This window comes from Nonomuraea sp. NPDC050643, assembly GCF_040654715.1.
Lineage (GTDB): Bacteria > Actinomycetota > Actinomycetes > Streptosporangiales > Streptosporangiaceae > Nonomuraea.
In genome coordinates, this window is record NZ_JBFAIM010000035.1 from 71,793 (window position 1) to 89,764 (window position 17,972).

General features: G+C 72.0%; 19 protein-coding genes and 1 pseudogene. 7 read left to right on the top strand and 13 right to left on the bottom strand.

Annotation, left to right across the window (positions count from 1 at the left end):
* The first annotated feature begins 67 nt into the window (after positions 1-67).
* Positions 68-292, top strand: coding sequence for a hypothetical protein (locus tag AB0I15_RS37195; protein WP_358106346.1), 225 nt, complete (start codon positions 68-70; stop codon positions 290-292).
* Between the two features lie 148 nt (positions 293-440).
* Here the strand turns inward: AB0I15_RS37195 and modA are convergent, their stop codons facing one another.
* The 3 genes and pseudogenes from modA to AB0I15_RS37210 form a co-directional block, all read right to left on the bottom strand.
* Complete coding sequence (gene modA / locus AB0I15_RS37200; protein ID WP_358106349.1) at positions 441-1,250, bottom strand: molybdate ABC transporter substrate-binding protein; 810 nt, start codon at positions 1,248-1,250, stop codon at positions 441-443.
* A 10-nt stretch (positions 1,251-1,260) separates the two neighbouring features.
* Positions 1,261-1,496 (bottom strand): annotated as a pseudogene (locus AB0I15_RS37205) (hypothetical protein).
* A 310-nt stretch (positions 1,497-1,806) separates the two neighbouring features.
* The gene (locus AB0I15_RS37210) at positions 1,807-2,259 is read right to left on the bottom strand and encodes a MerR family transcriptional regulator (protein WP_358106352.1); all 453 of its coding nucleotides are present in this window, start codon (positions 2,257-2,259) and stop codon (positions 1,807-1,809) included.
* Between the two features lie 199 nt (positions 2,260-2,458).
* On the opposite strand from AB0I15_RS37210, the gene AB0I15_RS37215 reads away from it, so the two are divergent.
* Positions 2,459-4,756 carry a WD40 repeat domain-containing protein gene (locus AB0I15_RS37215; protein WP_358106355.1) on the top strand — a complete coding sequence of 766 codons (2,298 nt, stop codon included), beginning with the start codon at positions 2,459-2,461 and terminating at the stop codon, positions 4,754-4,756.
* On the opposite strand, the gene AB0I15_RS37220 is transcribed toward AB0I15_RS37215, so the two are convergent.
* The 10 genes from AB0I15_RS37220 to AB0I15_RS37265 all read right to left on the bottom strand — a co-directional run bounded on the left by AB0I15_RS37220 (position 4,731) and on the right by AB0I15_RS37265 (position 12,876).
* Positions 4,731-5,633 carry an NAD(P)-dependent oxidoreductase gene (locus AB0I15_RS37220; RefSeq protein WP_358106358.1) on the bottom strand — a complete coding sequence of 301 codons (903 nt, stop codon included), beginning with the start codon at positions 5,631-5,633 and terminating at the stop codon, positions 4,731-4,733. The two genes, AB0I15_RS37215 and AB0I15_RS37220, sit on opposite strands and share 26 nt — an antisense overlap.
* A complete protein-coding gene (pcaC, locus tag AB0I15_RS37225) occupies positions 5,630-6,043 on the bottom strand; it encodes a 4-carboxymuconolactone decarboxylase (RefSeq protein ID WP_358106361.1) in 414 nt (137 codons plus the stop codon). The genes AB0I15_RS37220 and pcaC overlap by 4 nt, the downstream gene beginning before the upstream one ends.
* Complete coding sequence (locus tag AB0I15_RS37230; protein WP_358106364.1) at positions 6,040-6,450, bottom strand: cupin domain-containing protein; 411 nt, start codon at positions 6,448-6,450, stop codon at positions 6,040-6,042. The genes pcaC and AB0I15_RS37230 overlap by 4 nt, the downstream gene beginning before the upstream one ends.
* The gene (locus tag AB0I15_RS37235; RefSeq protein WP_358106367.1) at positions 6,447-7,361 is read right to left on the bottom strand and encodes an NAD(P)-dependent oxidoreductase; all 915 of its coding nucleotides are present in this window, start codon (positions 7,359-7,361) and stop codon (positions 6,447-6,449) included. Before AB0I15_RS37235 ends, AB0I15_RS37230 begins: the two co-directional genes overlap by 4 nt.
* Positions 7,358-8,206, bottom strand: a complete 849-nt coding sequence (locus tag AB0I15_RS37240; RefSeq protein ID WP_358106370.1) for a glucose 1-dehydrogenase — start codon at positions 8,204-8,206, stop codon at positions 7,358-7,360. Before AB0I15_RS37240 ends, AB0I15_RS37235 begins: the two co-directional genes overlap by 4 nt.
* Before the next feature lie 22 nt (positions 8,207-8,228).
* A complete protein-coding gene (locus tag AB0I15_RS37245; RefSeq protein ID WP_358106373.1) occupies positions 8,229-9,014 on the bottom strand; it encodes an N-acyl homoserine lactonase family protein in 786 nt (261 codons plus the stop codon).
* Between the two features lie 7 nt (positions 9,015-9,021).
* Entirely contained in the window at positions 9,022-10,491 is a 1,470-nt protein-coding gene (locus AB0I15_RS37250; RefSeq protein WP_358106376.1) for an NAD(P)/FAD-dependent oxidoreductase, read from the bottom strand.
* Entirely contained in the window at positions 10,488-11,063 is a 576-nt protein-coding gene (locus tag AB0I15_RS37255) for a carboxymuconolactone decarboxylase family protein (RefSeq protein ID WP_358106379.1), read from the bottom strand. Before AB0I15_RS37255 ends, AB0I15_RS37250 begins: the two co-directional genes overlap by 4 nt.
* Positions 11,060-11,983, bottom strand: coding sequence for a hypothetical protein (locus AB0I15_RS37260; protein ID WP_358106382.1), 924 nt, complete (start codon positions 11,981-11,983; stop codon positions 11,060-11,062). The genes AB0I15_RS37255 and AB0I15_RS37260 overlap by 4 nt, the downstream gene beginning before the upstream one ends.
* A 119-nt stretch (positions 11,984-12,102) precedes the next feature.
* Positions 12,103-12,876, bottom strand: coding sequence for an aldolase/citrate lyase family protein (locus tag AB0I15_RS37265; RefSeq protein ID WP_358106385.1), 774 nt, complete (start codon positions 12,874-12,876; stop codon positions 12,103-12,105).
* A gap of 278 nt (positions 12,877-13,154) precedes the next feature.
* On the opposite strand from AB0I15_RS37265, the gene AB0I15_RS37270 reads away from it, so the two are divergent.
* The 5 genes from AB0I15_RS37270 to AB0I15_RS37290 all read left to right on the top strand — a co-directional run bounded on the left by AB0I15_RS37270 (position 13,155) and on the right by AB0I15_RS37290 (position 17,972).
* A complete protein-coding gene (locus AB0I15_RS37270) occupies positions 13,155-13,943 on the top strand; it encodes an IclR family transcriptional regulator C-terminal domain-containing protein (protein WP_358106388.1) in 789 nt (262 codons plus the stop codon).
* Between the two features lie 134 nt (positions 13,944-14,077).
* Positions 14,078-15,130: an extracellular solute-binding protein gene (locus tag AB0I15_RS37275; RefSeq protein ID WP_358106391.1), complete on the top strand. Its 1,053-nt coding sequence runs from the start codon at positions 14,078-14,080 to the stop codon at positions 15,128-15,130.
* Between the two features lie 3 nt (positions 15,131-15,133).
* Positions 15,134-16,063, top strand: coding sequence for an ABC transporter permease (locus AB0I15_RS37280; protein WP_358106394.1), 930 nt, complete (start codon positions 15,134-15,136; stop codon positions 16,061-16,063).
* Complete coding sequence (locus AB0I15_RS37285) at positions 16,060-16,851, top strand: ABC transporter permease (protein ID WP_358106397.1); 792 nt, start codon at positions 16,060-16,062, stop codon at positions 16,849-16,851. Before AB0I15_RS37280 ends, AB0I15_RS37285 begins: the two co-directional genes overlap by 4 nt.
* Complete coding sequence (locus AB0I15_RS37290; RefSeq protein WP_358106400.1) at positions 16,848-17,972, top strand: ABC transporter ATP-binding protein; 1,125 nt, start codon at positions 16,848-16,850, stop codon at positions 17,970-17,972. The genes AB0I15_RS37285 and AB0I15_RS37290 overlap by 4 nt, the downstream gene beginning before the upstream one ends.

Consider the following 17,972-nt stretch of genomic DNA (forward strand, 5'->3'; position numbering starts at 1 on the left):
GCCGCAGGGTTCGGAGGACATGCCAGATGAGAGGGATCAGGGCGGCCGCCTTAGGGTCCGGCCGGGGATGAAACCCCGACCGAACGCCATCTGTGCCGGAGGGCCCTGCGACGGCAGGCTTACCCGCATCCAGCAGGACGTCGGCATCGTACAGGTATCGGTTGAGCTGTCCGGCGGAACCCTCAGCAGCGCGTACCGGATCACCTCCGGGCGCGTGCACCACCCTTCGAGCGCCGTCCCGTTCACCGTGCTCATCTGGACGGGCACCACTGGCATGGAGCCGTCCGGCTGATCGCCCGCCTCTCGATCCCCGGGCCCGCCTTTCCCAACGTCCGGGGAGTCCTGGTCGGAGCCCCGCACACCGGCCTGACCTGCCCGGCGGGCCCAGCCCGCCGGGCCACCGGGTCGAGCCGCTCCGACGCGGAAGAGCCCATCCGTGATCAGGGGGCCTCGAAGCCGGCCTTGGTCAGCACGTCCTTGCCCTGCTGCGACAGCACCAGGTCCACGAACTGCTTGGCCGCATCACCGGCCGGAGCCTTCGACAGGGTGGCGATCGGGTAGTCGTTGATCGCCTGGTCCGCCTCCGGGAACCCGATGCCCCGCACCTTGCCCGCCGAGGCGATCACGTCGGTCTTGTAGACCAGCGCCGCGTCCACCTCGCCCAGCTCCACCTTCGTCAGGGTGGCCTTCACATCCTGCTCCAGAGTGACCGGCTTGACCTCCAGCTTGGCCGCGTCCAGCGCCTTGACCGCCGCCGCCCCGCACGGCACCTGCTCGGCGCAGAGCGCCACCTTCACCTCGGCATCGCTCAGATCCTTCAGCTCGTCCACCTTGGCCGGGTTGTCGGCGGGCACCGCGATCTGCAGCGTGTTGCGCACGAACGTGGTCGGCGAGGCCGCCAGCGAGGCGTCGGTGACCGTCTTCATCGTGGCCGGGCTCGCCGCCGCGAACACGTCCGCCGGCGCCCCCTGGACGATCTGCTGGGCCAGCGTGGCGCTGGAGCCGAAGTTGAACCTCACCGTCGTGCCCGGATGCGCGGCCTCGAAGGTCTTGCCGAGCTCGGTGAACGTCCCGGTCAGCGACGCCGCCGCGAACACCGTCACCTCCTTCGCGCCGCCACCGGCGGAGGCCGACGCCGGGGTTGACGCGGAGGTCGTGGCCGGTTCGCCGGAGCCGCAACCGGACAGGCCCGCCAGGGCGAGCGCGACGGGCAGGGCGATCGCCCATCGGGAAAGACGCCTGAACACCAAGAGGGGCTCCTCACAGGTAACCGGCCACGCGCTCGTGGCCGGGAATCTCCACGACGACACTGGTGGACTTGATCACGGCGACCGCCACCACCCCCACCTCCAGGCCCAGCTCATCAGCGACACCACCCGGAACGGCCCCGCGGCGATCTCCACCTGCGCCATCACCGCATCGCGGACCACCTCGGCGACGGTGTCGGAGCACACCCCGAGCGGCGCCGCGGCCTCGCGGATCCGAAACGTCGTCACAAGCCATCACCATACCTGCCGCACATTCCAGCATGAATACCGGTCTTACGCCGCAACAGCGGCATGATCTACGGTTCTGTCGTGGCATCCACGAGATCGCAGCACATCCCTACGAGCCGGGGTTCCCCGCGTCGCTGGGCCGCAACCTCCGTCCTTGCCACCGTCCTGCTGGCCACGCTCGCGCCCGCCGCCGGCCGTCGTCCTCAACCTGACCGAGCCCCGCGTCGACCCTGAGACCAAGAACGCGCAACTGCGCCTGGTCGTACCGGGCGACGTCAAGGGCGGCCGTTACGTCAGCGGCGTCGTCCGCCTACTTCGACGGCGAGGTCCGCGGATGAGCCCTTTCGTGCGCCTCTTCGAGGGAGGAGCCCGCCAGGAGCGCCGCGACCCCGCCGGTGAAGTTGGCGCACTCGAAGATGTCCTGGTGCGGGCAGGCCAGGCCATGGGCGATGACCGTACGGGCCACCTGAGCCTGGGCGATCCGCTGATCCAGCTCGGTGAGCTTGCGCTGGTACAGCTCGCGCCAACCGTCGCCGGCCGGCGAGCGAGACGCGATGAACGCCTTGATCTCCCGCAACGTGAAGCCGACCTCGCGCAGCAACACGACCACCCCGACCAGCTCGACCGCCGAGGGCGGGTAGCGCCGTTGGCCGGAGATCCGGGCCGGCGCCGGGAACAGGCCGAGCTCCTCCCAGTAGCGCAGCGCCGAGGTGGCGACACCGGTGCGGGTCGCCAGCTCACCGATCGTCAACTGCTCGTCCATGTGACTTCAAGCCTACTTGAAGCCGTTGACCGTGATCATGTGGACGGTGGACGCGGCCGTGCTTGGCGGTGTGGTCGGCCGGGGCAGGTGGACGACAGGTGCCCGCGCCCGCGGGGCGGTAGGTTCGTCGGGTCCCGGCCGACGGCGCCGCGGCGCGGTTCGGAGAAGGGGATTGCCGGTGGGCGAGGGGAATCAGGAAATGCCGACACGAGAGGACTTATCGACCGATGCGGACGATCCCGAGGTGCTGGTGCACGGGGATCCCGATCGGGTGGGGCCGGCTCTCGAAGCCGCGGTGTCGCGGGGCGAGTGGTTGCCGGCCGCAGCGGTGTATCGCACCTCGCAGCAGTGGCATCGCGACGCGACGGCGGTCGAGCGCCGGCAGGCGCTGGCCTTGGCCGCGGCTCGGCTCGGCGACCGTGACCTCTCCGTCAGGATCAGCGCGGTCTCCGTGGCCGGAAAGGGGGCCGACTGGGAGGTGGACTGGGCCAGCGGGGTCCTGTTCGATCCGCGCCTCGTGAGCGCGTTCCACACCCCGTATTACCCCACGGATGTGATCACGGCGCTGGTGGACGACCGCCTCCTCGCGATCACCAACGGCGACGGCGGTTCGGTACGGGTGTGGGACCTGACCACCGGACGGCCCGCCGGTGATCCGCTGACCGGCCACACGGACACCGTGCGGGCGATGGCCACCGTGCTGATCGACGGCCGCCCCTGCGCGGTCACCACCGGCAACGACAAGACCGTGCGCGTGTGGGACCTGACCACCCGGCAACCCGTCGGCGAGCCACTGACCGGCCACACGAGCTGGGTGATGTCGGTGGCCACGACAATGATCGACGGCCGCCCCTGCGCCGTCACGGGCGGCATGGACAACACGGTGCGGGTGTGGGACCTGACCACCCGGCAACCCGTCGGCGAGCCACAGACCGGCCACACGAGCTGGGTGATGTCGGTGGCCACGACAGTGATCGACGGCCGCCCCTGCGCGGTCACCGGCAGCAAGGATCAGACGGTGCGGGTGTGGGACCTGACCACCGGACGACCCGCAGGCGAGCCGCTGACCGGCCATGACGGCCCGGTGTGGTCGGTGGCCACGACGATGATCGACAGCCGCCCCCACGCGGTCAGCGCGAGCCATGACGGCACTCTTCGGAGATGGAACCTGATCACCGGGCAACCCGTCGGCAAACTGCTGACCGGCCACACCAGAGCGGTACGGTCGGTGGCCACGACGATGATCGGCCGCCGCCCCTACGCGGTCACGTGCGGCGACGACCGCACCGTGCGGGCTTGGTGCTTGATCACCGGGCGTCAGGTGGGCGCCCCGCTGACCGACTCCACCGACCCGGCGGGCGATCGGGGCGCGGTGGAGTCCGTGGCGGCCGAGGTGGTCGACGGTCGTTCGCGTGCGGTCGCCGTCAGCGCGTACGGGACGGTGCGGGTGTGGGACCTGGCCGTCGCACAGCCCACCGACGCCCGGTTGAGCGGCCGTACCGGCTGGGTGCGGTCGGTGGCCACGGTGCTGCTGGACGGTCGTCCCTGCCTGATCAGCGGTGGCGACGACAAGACCGTGGGGGTGTGGGACCTTTCCACCGGGCACCCCGTCGGCGAGTCGCTGACCGGCCACACGGATACGGTGTACTCGCTGGCCGCCGTGCTGATCGACGGCCGGCCCCGCGCGGTCAGCGGCGGCGGCGACGGGACGGTGCGGGTGTGGGACCTGACCACCCGGCAGCCCGTCGGCGAGCCGCTGACCGGCCACAACGGCCCGGTGCGGTCGGTGGTCACCGTGACGGTGGACGGCCGCCCCTGCGCGGTCAGCGGCGGCAACGACGGAACCGTGCGGATGTGGGACCTGACCACCCGGCGACCCGTCGGAGAGCCGCTGACCGGCCTCGCTCATCTGATCCGGGTGCTGCCGACCGGTGCCCTTCTTGAGGTGCTGATGCCCTCCGACCGGGTGCTGGACACGGTCGTGATCGACGGCCGGCCGCACGTGCTGATGCCCTCCGGTGCGGAGGGCCGGTCGCTGCGGCTGTACGACATGACCACCGGCCGGCCGGTGGGCCGCTGGCTCGGCGGCCACCGCGGTTGGGTGCGATCGGTGGTGACGCTGCGGGTGGACGAGCGCCCTCTCGCGGTGACCGGCGGCTCGGACGGAACGGTGCGGATCTGGGACCTGACCACGCGCAGGCCGCACGGGCAACCGCTGACCGCCGGCACCGGCCCGGTGCGGTCGGTCGCCACGATGGTGGTGGACGGCCGCCCTCGCGTGGTCGGCGGCGGCGACGATGGAACGGTGTGGATCTGGGACCTGGACACCGGCCGCCTCGTCGGTGACCCCCTGGTCTTTCCAGAGCCGATCACCGCGCTGGCCGCGGCACCGGATGGACGGCTCGTCGTGGCGTCCGGCACGAACATCACGGTCCTGGCGCCTCGCGGATCCACCGGCCACATCGCCCTGCTCAACGCGGCTCGCTCACCCGCCTGACGATCTCCGTGTGGTCGGCGAACGGCGGGAGGTGCTCGGCCGCGTCCGCCCACAGGTCCACCGCCGCGCGGGCGAGGTGCGGCGCCACGCCGGTCGCCGTGGCGAGGTCCAGGGCGATGCGCATGTCCTTCAGCATGAGGCGCAGCCCGAAACCCGAGTCGAAGGTGCCGGGAAGGACGAAGTTCGGCCACTTGTTCTCCGTCGAGCCGCTGCGCCCGCTGGAGCCGTTCACGGCCGCGAGCATGGTCTCCGGGTCCAGGCCGAAGCGCTCGCCGGCGAGCATGGCCTCGGCGGTGATGAGCAGGTGCGTGGCCGACATCAGGTTGTTCAGGGCCTTCAGCGCGTGCCCGGAACCGGCCGGGCCGAGCCGCAGGATCCGGGAGCCGAGGACGTCGAGCACCGGGCGGACCCGGGCCAGGTCGTGCTCCTCGCCGCCGGTCATGATGGTGAGGCTGCCCTCGGCCGCGCCCTTGACGCCACCGGACACCGGGGCGTCCACCAGGCGAATCCCCCGCCCGGCCGCCTCGGCCGCCAGCTCCCGGGTACGCAGCGGCTGCGACGAGCTCATGTCGACGACCGTCGCGCCGGGCGCCAGGGCGTCGAGCAGGCCCCCCTCGCGCAGCACCGCCTCGACCACGTCGGAGCCGGGCAGCATCAGCACCACGGCGCCGGCGCACGCCCCCGTCCCGGCGGCGCTCCCCGTGACGGTGACGCCGCCGGGGGCGGTACGGCGGGCCGGCTCGGAGCTGTCGTACGCCTGGACGCGGTAACCGGCCGCGGCCAGCCGGGCGGCCATCGGGCCGCCCATGTTGCCCAGCCCGACGAACCCGATCACGGCGCCCGCCCGCAGCGGTCCCCCGTCGGGGCCGGCGGTCATGAGGTCGTCACCCCTTGCTCGCGCAGCTCCGTCAGCGTCCGCTCCGCGATGCGGAACGACTCCAGGGCGGCGGGCACACCGGCGTAGACGGCGGCCTGCAGCAGCACCTCCTGGATCTCCGGCTCCGTGACGCCGTTGGCGATCGCGCCCCGGACGTGCACGGCGAACTCGTGACCCCTGTTCAGCGTGGTCAGCATGGCGAGGTTGAGCAGGCTGCGGGTACGGCGGTCGAGGCCGTCCCGGGTCCAGATCTCCCCCCAGCAGTACTCGGTCACCAGTTCCTGCACCGGGCGGCCGAAGTCGCTGACCGCCGCGAGCGAGCGTTCGACGTGCTCGGCCCCGAGCACCTGCTTGCGAACCTCCAGGCCCGCGTGGAAGCGCTCGGACCGGCTGTCGTCGTGGTCGGTCATGGTGACTCCTCGAGGTGAGAGGCGGATTCGGCGGGATAGTCGTCGTCGCCGACCTCGGCGTGCCAGAGCGTGGGACCGAGGGAGATGGCGGTGTGGATCATCAGGGTGGTGGCCGTGGCGCCGTGCCAGTGGCGCTCGCCGGGCGGCACCCAGACGGTGTCGCCGGGCAGGAGCCGCCGCGGGCGCCCGCCTTCGGCGCACACCCAGCCCTGGCCGGCGAGCACCTGCAGGATCTGGCCATGGGTGTGCTCGTGCCAGTGGGTACGGGCGCCCGGGGTGAACGTCACGACGTTGATGGTCGTGCCGTCGGTCGCCGGCAGGACGGCGTCGGCCCACACCGTGCCCGCGAAGGTGTCGGACTTGACGACCGAGGCCGTCCCGTCCGCGTGGCCGCGTACGATCTTCATGGCGTGCTCCGTTTCTCGTGCACCCGCACCCCGCCGGCGATGTCGCCGATGGCGTCCACGACGTGGTTGCTGATGCGGTCGGCGTACCCGAGGTTGGCGGCCAGGCCGAAGCTGGCCAGGGGGCCGGCCGCGTTGAGCGACGGGACACCGAGGCTGTGCAGGTGGTCCAGGTACAGGACCAGGTCCTTGGTCATCAGGGCGGAGGTGAGCCCGCCCTCCAGATAATCGCCTTCGATGATGTGCGGGAAGCGGTGGGCGGTGGCCCAGTTGGCGCCGCTGGAGGAGTTCAGGACGTCCAGCAGGGCGCGCAGGTCCAGTCCCGCCTTGTGGCCCGCGACCATGACCTCACTGGTGGCGGCCAGGCTGACGGCGTTGAGGAAGTTGTTGAGCAGCTTGGCCGAGTGGCCGGCGCCGGAAGGGCCCATGTGGACGACCTTCGCGGCGAACGGGTCCAGCGTCGGCCGCAGCCGGTCGAGGACGTCCTGCTCGCCGCCGACCATGAGGGTGAGGGCGCCGCGTTCCGCCGCGGCGGCGCCGCCGGAGACGCCCGCGTCCAGGTGGTCGCAGCCGCGTTCGGCCAGGGCCGCGGCGATGGCGCGGGTGGAGTCGGGGGCGGCGGTGCTGAGGTCCACCACGGCCTGCCCGGGGCGGGCGTGGGCGAGCACGCCACCCGCACCGAGCATCACGGCCTCCACCACCCGGCTGTCGGGAAGGGACAGCAGGATCACGTCGGTGCCGCGGGCCACCTCGGCGACGCTCTCCGCGGGGGTCGCGCCGGCCCCCTCGGCGGCGCCGGCGGCCGGGTCGTATCCGAGAACGGCGTGCCCGGCCTCGCCGAGCCGCCGGGAGATCCGGCCGCCCATGTTGCCGAGGCCGATGAAGCCGATGCGCGGGTGCGCGGTGCCGGTCATGACGTCCGCTCCCGGATCACGCGGGCCGCCTCGTCGACGGGGGCCGGGTCCCAGGCACCGGCGCCGCCGCCGGGGCGTACCGTGTTCACCCAGGCCGAGCCGCCGTCCACGGACAGCACCTCGCCGTTGACGTACGACGCGTCGTCGCTGAGCAGGTACGCCACGGCGCCCGCCACCTCCTCCGGGGTCCCGGTGCGCCGCTGCGGCACGGTCGTGCCCCGCCGCAGCAGGTCGCCGCCCGCGCCGCCGGCGGTGCCCGCCCCGGCGAACAGGCCGGTGGGGACCAGGCCGGGCGCGACCGCGTTGACCCGCACGCCCTGCGGTCCCCCGTACATCGCGGCGCCGCGCATGACGCCGAGCACGCCGTGCTTGGACGACTCGTACGGCAGCAGGTCATGGCTGCCGCGCAGGGCGGCGATGGAGGCGGTGATGACGATGGCGCCGCCGCTGCCCTGCTCGGCGTAGCGGCGGAAGGCGCCGCGCACGCCGAGGAAGACGCCGCGCAGATTGACCGCCACGACCCGGTCGAAGTCCTCGACCGTGACGTCGGGCAGCCGGTCGAAGGTGCCGACGATGCCCGCGTTCAGGTGGTGCAGGTCCACCCGGCCGAACCGGGCCACGGCCGCCGCCAGGTACGCCTCGGTGTCCTCCTCGCGCGACACGTCACCGCGCACCGCGAGCGCGGGGCCGGGCAGCGCATCGGCGACGCGGCGCGCGGACTCCTCCTCGACGTCGACGACGACCACCGACGCCCCCTCCCCTGCCAGCCGTCGCGCCGTGGCCGCGCCGATGCCCGACCCGGCGCCGGTCACCACGGCGACGGCGCCCTCGAATCTGCCGCTCATGTGCTCCTCCTTTGCGTTCATGTCAGCCCACGCGGACCGCGAAGCCGGGATCGGCCGTGTCCCACGGGGTGAAGCGGGTCAGCACGGCGGGGTCGTGGCCGGCGACCACGGCCGCTCCCGAGGCGGCGGCCAGGTCGCGGACGGTGTCGAAGCCCGCGTACATGCCCGCCAGGTCGGCGAAGACGGCGAACGGCCGGTCCAGGTCGAGCTCGTCGTAGTAGTGCACGGCGTCGGAGGCGAGCAGCACGGGCCCGGCCTCGCCGTCCACCAGCGCGATGAGCTGCCCGGGCGTGTGCCCACCGACCTCGATCAGCTCGATGCCGGGCGCCACCTGGTGCCGGCCGCTCATCCGCGTGACCCGGCCGGCGTCGTCGAGCCGGCGCAGTGTGCCGAGGTCGGCCCGTTCGGCGGAGTGCGCGAACTGCTGGCGGCCGCCGTACGGGCCGGTCCAGAACGCCAGCTCCCGGTCGCTGATCACGATCTGGGCCCGCGGGAAGATCCCGGCGTTGCCCGTGTGGTCGTAGTGCGCGTGGGTGATCACCACGGTGTCGACGTCGGCGGGCTCGACGCCGAGCCGGGCGAGCGCCCGAGGCGGCGGGCACAGCGTCGTACGTGCGCGGGCCGCGCCGACCTCCGGCGTGAACCCGGTGTCCACCAGGACGATCCGGCCGCCGCCGCGCAGCAGCCAGAAGAAGTAGTCCATCCGCGCCGGCCGGTCCGGCTCGTCGTAGACCCACGGGTTGGCGTAGATGTCGCGCGTCCACGTGTCCCGGGTGGCGTAGCGGATGGCGAGCACCTCGTAGCTCATGACGGCCTCACCGGTCCCGGTAGACGAGCGCGAAGCGCGGCAGGATCTTGGACAGCAGGTAGTAGACGGCGTGGGTGCGGGGCCACTGGGTCACGTTCGCGCCCGAGGCCGAGTGGTAGTAGTTGTTGCAGCCCGAGTTCATCGCCGAGGCGTGCCGGGCGAGCTGGAGGTCCAGCCACCGCACGTGCCGCTCCAGGGCGCGCGGCCGGGTGTCGACCAGTTTGGCGCGCCTGCGCCGGACCGTGCGGATGGCGCGCACGGCGATCTCCGCCTGGCGTTCGAGCTGGGCGATGATGGAGAAGCCGCCGTTGGTGTTGGGGCCGTACAGGATGAAGAAGTTGGGGAAGCCCGGCACCGTGGTGCCGAGGAGGGCGCGCGGCCGGTCGCCCCAGAAGTCCTGGAGGTCGCGGCCGTGCCGCCCGGTGACCCCGAACTGCGACAGGAACCGGGTGGGCTGGAAGCCGGTGCTGAGGATGAGGACGTCGGCCTCGTGCTCGACGCCGCGCTCGTCGACGACGCCCTTGGGGGTGACCTTCGTGACCGCGTGCGGGACCAGCTCGACGTTCGGCCGGTTCAGCGCGGGATAGAAGCCGCTGGCGAAGATGGGCCGTTTGCAGCCCCAGGGGTAGGCGGGCGTCACCGCCGCGCGCACCTCGGGGTCGTGGACGGCGGTGGCGATGTAGCGCAGGCACAGCTCGCGCATCTGCCGTTGCCGGCGGCCGGCCAGGTCGTAGGCCTTGAAGCGGCGGCCGGACTGCAGGAAGAGCTTGAGCCGGTAGAGCCTGCGCAGCGGGGCGAAACGGCGGAAGAGCGCGCGTTCGGCGGGGGTGAAGGCCCGCTCGCCCTTGGCCTCGACCCAGCCGGGCTCGCGCTGGAAGACCCGCAGCCGTTCGACCTGCGGCGCGATGGCCGGGACGATCTGCACCGAGGTGGAGCCGGTGCCGACGATGGCGACCCGCCGTCCGGTCAGGTCCAGCTCCTCCTCCCATCGGGAGGTGTGGAAGCTGTGCCCGGCGAAGTCCTCCAGGCCCGGCCACGACGGGTAGCGCGGGACGCTGAGCAGGCCGACGGCGCTGATGACGAAGCGGTACGCGCGCTGGGCGCCGTCGCTCGTGCGCACGAGGTGGTGGCCGGCCGCGTCGTCCCAGGTCACCGACTCCACCCGGACGCCGAAACGGAAGCGGGAGCGCAGCCCGAACTGCTCGATCACCGACTCCGCGTACGCCTTCAGCTCCGGCTGGGTGGCGTGCGTACGCGGCCAGTCGCGCGGGGCGAAGGAGAAGGAGTAGGCGTGCGAGGGGATGTCCACCTCGCAGCCGGGATAGCGGTTGTCCCACCAGGTGCCGCCGGGGCCGGGCGACTGCTCGTACACGGTGAAGTCGCCGATCCCGGCGGCCTGCAGCTTGACCGCCGCGGCGATGCCGCCGAACCCGCCGCCGATGATCGCGACCTGCCCCGGCGCGTCCGGGGACATCATGGGGCCTCGCCGGGCGGTGTCACGCCGAAGACGGCCAGTTGCGTGGCGGTGAGCAGGTAGTAGCCGACGACCACGGTGATCTCGAAGAGCCCTCGGGCGCCCAGCAGCGCGACGGCCCTGTCGTAGGTCGCGTCGTCCAGGTCGCCCACGTGGATGAGGGCCTCGGTGACCTCGTACGCGACCCGTTCGGCCGCGTCGGTGAGGCCGGCGTCGCGGCCGGCGCACAACTCCTCGATCTCGGTCTCCGACAGCCCGGCACCGGGCGCGCTGAGGCGGTGGGCGTACAGCTCGTACGGGCTGTCGCGATGCCGGGCGACCTGGAAGGTGACGATCTCGCGGATGCGGTGGCTGATCGACAGGTCGAACCGGATGGCGGCGCCGAGCAGCTCGAACGCCGCCCCGATGGGCGGGCTGAGCAGCCACGCGTTGGTGGGGCCCGTCAGCCGGCCCCGCTCGTCCACCAGCGGGTACGGCTGCGGCCTGCCGACGCGGCGGCCCTTCACCAGCCGGTCGTAGACCTCGCGCTGGGCGTCGTCGAGGGTGTCGACCTCGAAGGGCTCGAGCCTGCTCATCGATCCTCCTCGGGCATGGGGTATTCGTCGGCGTTCAGGACCCAGCCCTCCATCCGGGAGAAGTCGAGGCGGGGCGGCGCGAAGATGTCGATCAGGTGGTTGACCCCGTCGCCGAGGGCCTGGCTGGTGTGCAGCGACGGTGGCGGGATGACGGTCAGGGACGGCGCGGCGCAGCGTTCGTGCTGGTCCGGCCGCCAGTCCGCGAGGTCGGTGCTCCAGGGCCAGCGCAGGTGGTGGACGTACTCGCCGTCCAGGATCAGGGAGCACTGCTCGAAGTCGTCGTGCGTGTGCGGGGACATCCTGGTGGTGTCGCGCGGCCCGGTGCGGGGGTGGATGTAGTTGACCATGAACGTCGAGCAGCGGAAGATCCGGAACGGCGGCTCGGCCAGTCCGGGCACGTCGAGGTCGTAGGTGCGCAACCGGTGCCCGCCGGCGGGCTCCGGCCAGGCGGTCAGGGGGCCGACGACCGGATGCGGCTCACGGTAGGACGCGGCGTTGGCCGGCGTGGCCCATTCGGGTGCGGTGCGGGCGGTGAAGATGGTGATGACGCGGCCGTGGCCGCGCAGCCGGACACCGCCCTCCAGGGGCGGGACGAAGGTGAGGGTGCCGCCGGGCACCTCGGCGCTCTCGTCGCCGGCCTTGATGACGGCCGTGGTGGTGGTCTCCGGCATCAGCACCGCGCACTCGTCGGCGTGCCCGCCGCCGGCGCCCGGCAGGGCGAACTCGATCTCGCCCGCCAGATCGGTGTAGCCGATGACGAGGTGCTGGCTGCGGCCGTACCAGGTGCGGGTGTCCCCGTCGGTGGCGACGGGCGGCAGTTCGTAGAACTTGACGTGGTCGGCGTCGGCGATGGGGCCGGCCGGCGCCGCGGCGGCGCTCGCGGGAAGGGCGGAGCGGGCGTCGCTCGGGTCGTAGGGCATGAAAGGTGTCCCTCTCGTCGGACGGGTGCGGGCTGTGAGGTGCGGGCGGTCAAGTGCGACCGGTCAGGTGCGGCCGGTCGGTCGCGGGCGGTCAGGTGCGGGCGGTCAGGAGCGGGCGGTCAGGAGCGGGCGGTCAGGGGGAGGGTGCCGGTGGCGCGGCGGAGCTCGGTGGCCGCGGCGCCGAAGATGCCGGCGTCGTTGCCGATCATCACGAACGAGAAGCCCCGGCCGGCCGCCGCGCGGGCCGCCTCCGGGTCGCGTACGGCGGTGCCGCAGGGCAGGCCGCGCGCCTTCGTGCCGTCGAGCAGGCGGTCGACGTGCCGCCGCAGGCCGGGGTCGCCGGCGGGCAGCCCGGTGGAGAGCGTCAGGTCGCCCATGCCGAGGAAGACGCCGTTCAGGCCGGGCACGTCGAGGATCTCCTCGGCCGTCTCCAGCGCCGCCAGGTCCTCCAGTTGCGGGATGCGCATGGTCTCCTCGTCGCCGCGCCGCAGGTAGTCGGGCGTGGCGTCGAGCCCCCAGGCCCCGGCGCGGGAGGTGGTGCCGAGACCCCGGTCGCCGTGCGGGGGGAAGGTCATGCCGCGCATGGCGCGTTCGGCGTCGCTCCTGCCGGTGACGTGCGGCACGAGGATGCCGTCCGCGCCGGTGTCGAGCACGCGCTGCAGGTGGCTGCCGCCCGCGTCGGGCACGCGCACCAGGGCGTGCACGCCCAGCCCCTGGGCGACGACGATCGCCCGGTACGCCGACTCCAGGCTCATCGGGCTGTGCTCCATGTCGACGACCACGAAGTCGAAGCCCGCCCGGGCCAGCAGCTCGACGGTCTCCAGAGCCGGGATCTTCACCCAGGTTCCGACCAGGCAACGGTCGGCGCCACGGATCCGTTCGAGCATGCGCATGGGGGCTCTCCTGTTCGTCCTCGCTACGGGATCGAGATGTTCCGTATTCCGGGACCGATTTCCTGTCTACCGGGATGTGGTGACGGTAGGCCGGTGTGACGAAGGGCGTCAAGGGGCCGATATGTCCTAAAAATTTCTCTCCGTGAAATGCCTGGGAAACCTTGACTGCCCCGGAAGGTCCTGGTCTACAGTCCGGCGTATCGGATGAGTGGACGGCCACACCGCAGAGCGGGACAACGCTTCACTCGGACGACGGAACGAATGGGAGGACCTACGCGGTGGCACTCCACCCCGACACCAAGCCCGCCAAAGAGGGCCTCGACATCCCCAGCGGCGACATCCAGGTGGTCGCGCGGGTCGTGCAGTTGCTGCGGCTGCTCGGCGAGGCCGGGACCATCGACCTGGTCTCGGCGGCCCAGGAGCTCGCGGTCGGCAAGTCGACCGCCCACCGCTACCTGGCCTCCATGGAGAACCACGGCCTCCTGCAGCGCAGGAACCGCAACCAGTACGAGTTCGGCCCGCTGCTGGCCGAGCTCGGCACGCTGGCCCTGTCACGCTTGGGCGTGGTCAACCTGGCCCGCCCGATCATGGAGCGGGTCAGCCTCCAGGTCCGGCACACCGTCGTCCTGACCATCTGGAACGGGCACTGCCCGGTGGTGGCCCAGGTCCACGAGGACGGCAGCCGCACCGCCCACGTCTCCGTGAAGATCGGCAGCAGGCTGCGCGCCGGCACCGCCCAGGACTGCGTGTTCCGCGCGTTCCAGAGCGAGTCCTTTCACCGCCCCTACCGCTCCGGCCCGGCCGATCCCGTGCAGGAGCAGGTCAGCGGGCTGGACGAGGTACGCAGGACCGGCGTGGCCATCCGCTCCAGCGCGTCGGAGGGCGTGCGCGCGGTCGCCGTGCCCATCCGGGACGCCAGCGGCATGGTCGTCGCGGCGCTGGCCGTGGTCGGCGTGACCGTTCTGGTGCCGGAGGAGGACGACAGCGACGTGGTGATGGTCCTGCGCGAGGGCGCCCAGGCGATCAACCAGGCCTTGAAGGCCTCGGTGGAGAGCTCGGCCGACTAGCGCGAGGGCGTCGTACCGGCCGCCCGGCCGTTCCAGGCCGGGCCGGTCACAGGCAAGCGGGTGGCGGGGGCGACCCGAGATCGCCGGGCGTGTTCTCGGCAGCGCGGCGATCACCGCTCGAGAAAGGCAAGAACATGAGGCACAACTATCTCCGCGCCCTGCTGATGTCCGGAACGCTCGTCGCCGCCACGGCGGCCTGCGGTGGCGGCCAGGGCTCCGCGGCCCAGGAGAAGACCCTGACCTGGGCCAGCACCGGCGGCCAGTTCCAGGAGGACGAGAAGAAGGCCCTGCAGGCGCCCTTCACCGCCAAGACCGGCACGACCTTCGTCAACGTCAGCCCCGCCGACGCCGCCCAGGTCAAGGCCATGGTCGCCTCCGGCAGGACCGCCTGGGACCTGGCCAACATGAGCTGGATCTACGCCGGCGCCTACTGCGGCCGGCTCTACGAGAAGCTCGACGATCCCGCCCTGGATCGTGCCAAGTTCCCCGAGGGCACCACTCACGACTGTTTCGTGCCCACCTACCGCTACGCGAACGTCTTCAGCTACAACGCCGACGACTTCAAGGACGACCCGCCCACCGCGATCGAGGACTTCTTCGACGTCAAGCGGTTCCCCGGCAAGCGCATCGTCCAGGACTATCCCAAGAGCGGCCTGCTGGAGGCCGCCCTGGTCGCCGACGGCGTCGCTCCGGAGCAGCTCTACCCGCTGGACATCGACCGGGCCTTCCGCAAGCTCGACACCATCAAGTCGTCCCTGGTCTTCGCGCCCAGCTACGGCGCGGTCCAGCAGATGATGGTGGACCGGCAGGGCTCCATGGTGATGACCGTCACCGCCCGCACGATCGTGACCGCGCAGAGCGGCGCCAACCTCAAGCCGGTCTGGGACTTCACCACCACCGACATCGGCGTCCTGGTCATCCCCAAGGGCGCGCCGCACAAGGCGCTGGCCCAGCAGGGTCTCGCGTTCGTCACCGAGCCCGCGCAGGCCAAGGCGTACGCCGAGCTGACCGGCACCGCGCCGGCCCGCAGCGACGTCGACATCAACAGCATCGCCTACAACGACGTGCAGAAGACGTTCAACGCCTTCCTGCCCGACCGCGGCCGGCTGCTGGAGCAGGACAAGCCGTGGTGGATCAAGAACACCGACGACGTCGTGAAGCGCTGGACGAGCTGGAAGGTCAGCTGACCGATGCCGGCACCCATCGCGGCCCCGGCCAGGGCCGCCGCCGAAGCGCAGCCGCCGCCGCGCCGCCGCCTGTCGCCCGCCGGGCGTAGGCGGGGCGCGGGCCTGCTGCTCCTGCTGCCCGCCCTGATCGCGCTGACGCTGTTCTTCGTGCTGCCGCTGCTGAGCATCCTGCTCGACAGCTTCACCTCTCCCGAACCGGGGCTGGGCAACTACGTCCAGCTCTTCACCGACGGCTACACCCTGCGGGTGCTGGGACGCACGCTGGTGATCGCGCTGGTGGTCACGGTCGCGGGCATCGCGCTGGCCTACCCCTACGCGTACATGATGACGCTGGCCGGGCCGGGGGTGCGGGCCCTGATGGTGACCGTGGTGCTGGTGCCCTTCTGGACCAGCATGCTGGCGCGCAACTTCGCGTGGATGGTCCTCATGCAGGACGGCGGGGTGGTGCAGGGCATGCTCGGCCTGGTCGGGCTGGGCGACGTCACGCTGCTGGGCACCACGACCGCCGTGGCCATCTCGATGACGCAGGTGCTGCTGCCGTTCATGGTGCTGCCGATGTTCAGCGTCATGCAGCAGATCGACCGGCGGTTGCTGCTCGCCGGGCAGAGCCTGGGCGCCAGCCGCTTGTCCACGTTCCGGAAGGTGTACCTCCCGCTCTCACTCCCGGGCGTCGCCGCGGGGGCGTCGCTGGTGTTCGTCCTGGCCCTCGGCTTCTACGTCACCCCCGCTCTGCTCGGCTCGCCGCAGAGCGCCCTGATCGCCCAGGTGATCAGCGTGCGCACCCGTGAGCTGCTCGACTTCGGCGGCGGTGGCGCCATGGGGGTCTTCGTCCTGGTGGTCACCCTCGTGGTGCTCGGCCTCAGCCGGCGGCTGGCCGGGCCGGGCGCGACGACGGGCGCGGCCCACGTGATGGCGGGAGGCAACGACCGATGACCGCACGTCCCTGGCTGAAGATCGTCGCGTTCCTGGTCGGGCTCTTCCTGACCGTGCCGACGCTGGTCGTCATCCCGATGAGCTTCTCGTCGTCGCAGACCTTCAGGTTCCCGCCGGCCGGCTGGTCGGCGCAGTGGTACGAGCGGCTGTTCACCTCACCCGAGTGGACCACCGCCATCGTGAACTCCTTGCAGGTGGGAGCCGCCACCGCGGTGCTGGCCACCGTGCTCGGCACCGCCGCCGCGATCGGCGTGACCCGGCTCGGCGAGCGCGCCAAGGGGGTCGCCACCGGGTTCCTGCTGTCGCCGATCATCATCCCCAACATCCTGATCGCCCTGGTGATCTTCTCGGCCTTCCTGCGGCTCGGCCTGAGCGGCACCCTGTCCGGCATCGTGCTCGCGCACACCGCGCTGGCGCTGCCGTTCGTGGTGATCGCGGTGACGGCCCGGCTGCAGGGCATGGACCCGGCCCTGCAGAAGGCCGGCGGCAGTCTCGGCGCGTCGCCGTGGTCGGTCTTCACGAAGATCACTCTCCCCCTGGCCATGCCGGGCGTGCTGTCCGGCGCGGTGCTGGCGTTCGTGAGCTCCTTCGACGAGGTCGTGATCTCGCTGTTCCTCCAGTCGCCGACGGCCATCACGCTGCCCGTACAGATGTTCAACAGTGTGACCGTGCAGATCGACCCGACCATCTCGGCGGCGTCGACCCTCATGGTCCTGGTGGTCAGCGTGCCGATCCTGCTCGCGCAGGTGATCGGCGCGCGCCGAGGAAACAGAGGAAGACAGCGATGACCACTCCCCCAGCCGACGGCGGGCGCATCGAACTGACGGACCTGTGCAAGCGCTACGGTACGGGCCCGCTCGTCGTCGACAACGTGACCCTCGACATCGCCTCCGGCGAGTTCCTCACCCTGCTCGGCCCCAGCGGCTCGGGCAAGACCACCACGCTGAACATGATCGCCGGATTCGCCGAGGTCACCTCGGGCTCCATCCGGCTCGGCGGGCGCGACATCGCGCCGCTCCCGCCGCACAAGCGCGACTTCGGCATGGTCTTCCAGAACTACGCCCTGTTCCCGCACATGACCGTGGCCCAGAACATCGCCTTCCCGCTGCGCGAACGCAAGGTCGCCAAGTCCGAGGTCGCGCAGCGGGTCGAGCGGACCCTGGAGCTGGTGGACCTGACCGGCATGGGCGACCGGCGGCCGGACGAGCTGTCCGGCGGGCAGCAGCAGCGTGTCGCGCTGGCCCGCGCGGTGGTCTTCTCCCCCAGTGTGCTGCTGCTCGACGAGCCGCTCAGCGCGCTCGACCGCAAGCTCAGGCAGAGCCTGCAGCAGGAGATCAAGCGGCTGCACGAGGAGCTCAAGCTGACCTTCGTCTTCGTCACCCACGACCAGGACGAGGCGATGTCGCTCTCGGACCGCATCGCGGTCTTCAACGAGGGCCGGATCGAACGGGTCGGCACCCCCGCCGACCTCTACCGCAACCCCGGGACCCGCTTCGTGGCCCGCTTCCTCGGCGAGTCGAACCTCTTCGACGGGCGGCTGCACCCCGGCGGCCTGTACGAGTGGAACGGCCACAAATGGGCCGCCCCCGCCACCTCCCCCGCCACCTCCCCCGACGGTGCCCCCGACGGTGCCGGGCATGAGCGCGACCTGGTCGTACGGCCCGAACGCCTGCGCGTCGCCACCGAGCCCGGCCAGGTCCCCGACGGCGCGAACCGGGTGCCCGCGACCGTCACCGGCCTCTACTTCCAGGGCACCCACCAGCGGGTGGAGCTCGACTACGGCGGCGTCACGGGCACCGCGGTCCTGTCCCCCGACGCCGCCGGCGACGACCTGCGGCCGGGCAGCGGCGTGACCGCCCACTGGGACCCGGCCCACCAGGTCCTGGTCTCCCGAACCCCGACCCCCTAG

Excerpts from the sequence above, each read along its gene's own strand:
- AB0I15_RS37290 (WP_358106400.1), top strand. The coding sequence starts at position 16,848 with ATGACCACTCCCCCAGCCGACGGCGGGCGCATCGAACTGACGGACCTG.
- AB0I15_RS37280 (WP_358106394.1), top strand. The coding sequence starts at position 15,134 with ATGCCGGCACCCATCGCGGCCCCGGCCAGGGCCGCCGCCGAAGCGCAG.
- AB0I15_RS37265 (WP_358106385.1), bottom strand. The coding sequence starts at position 12,876 with ATGCGCATGCTCGAACGGATCCGTGGCGCCGACCGTTGCCTGGTCGGA.
- pcaC (WP_358106361.1), bottom strand. The coding sequence starts at position 6,043 with ATGACCGACCACGACGACAGCCGGTCCGAGCGCTTCCACGCGGGCCTG.
- AB0I15_RS37260 (WP_358106382.1), bottom strand. The coding sequence starts at position 11,983 with ATGCCCTACGACCCGAGCGACGCCCGCTCCGCCCTTCCCGCGAGCGCC.
- AB0I15_RS37230 (WP_358106364.1), bottom strand. The coding sequence starts at position 6,450 with ATGAAGATCGTACGCGGCCACGCGGACGGGACGGCCTCGGTCGTCAAG.
- AB0I15_RS37250 (WP_358106376.1), bottom strand. The coding sequence starts at position 10,491 with ATGATGTCCCCGGACGCGCCGGGGCAGGTCGCGATCATCGGCGGCGGG.
- AB0I15_RS37255 (WP_358106379.1), bottom strand. The coding sequence starts at position 11,063 with ATGAGCAGGCTCGAGCCCTTCGAGGTCGACACCCTCGACGACGCCCAG.
- AB0I15_RS37285 (WP_358106397.1), top strand. The coding sequence starts at position 16,060 with ATGACCGCACGTCCCTGGCTGAAGATCGTCGCGTTCCTGGTCGGGCTC.
- AB0I15_RS37210 (WP_358106352.1), bottom strand. The coding sequence starts at position 2,259 with ATGGACGAGCAGTTGACGATCGGTGAGCTGGCGACCCGCACCGGTGTC.
- AB0I15_RS37235 (WP_358106367.1), bottom strand. The coding sequence starts at position 7,361 with ATGACCGGCACCGCGCACCCGCGCATCGGCTTCATCGGCCTCGGCAAC.
- AB0I15_RS37240 (WP_358106370.1), bottom strand. The coding sequence starts at position 8,206 with ATGAGCGGCAGATTCGAGGGCGCCGTCGCCGTGGTGACCGGCGCCGGG.
- AB0I15_RS37215 (WP_358106355.1), top strand. The coding sequence starts at position 2,459 with ATGCCGACACGAGAGGACTTATCGACCGATGCGGACGATCCCGAGGTG.
- AB0I15_RS37195 (WP_358106346.1), top strand. The coding sequence starts at position 68 with ATGAAACCCCGACCGAACGCCATCTGTGCCGGAGGGCCCTGCGACGGC.
- AB0I15_RS37245 (WP_358106373.1), bottom strand. The coding sequence starts at position 9,014 with ATGAGCTACGAGGTGCTCGCCATCCGCTACGCCACCCGGGACACGTGG.
- AB0I15_RS37275 (WP_358106391.1), top strand. The coding sequence starts at position 14,078 with ATGAGGCACAACTATCTCCGCGCCCTGCTGATGTCCGGAACGCTCGTC.
- AB0I15_RS37220 (WP_358106358.1), bottom strand. The coding sequence starts at position 5,633 with ATGACCGCCGGCCCCGACGGGGGACCGCTGCGGGCGGGCGCCGTGATC.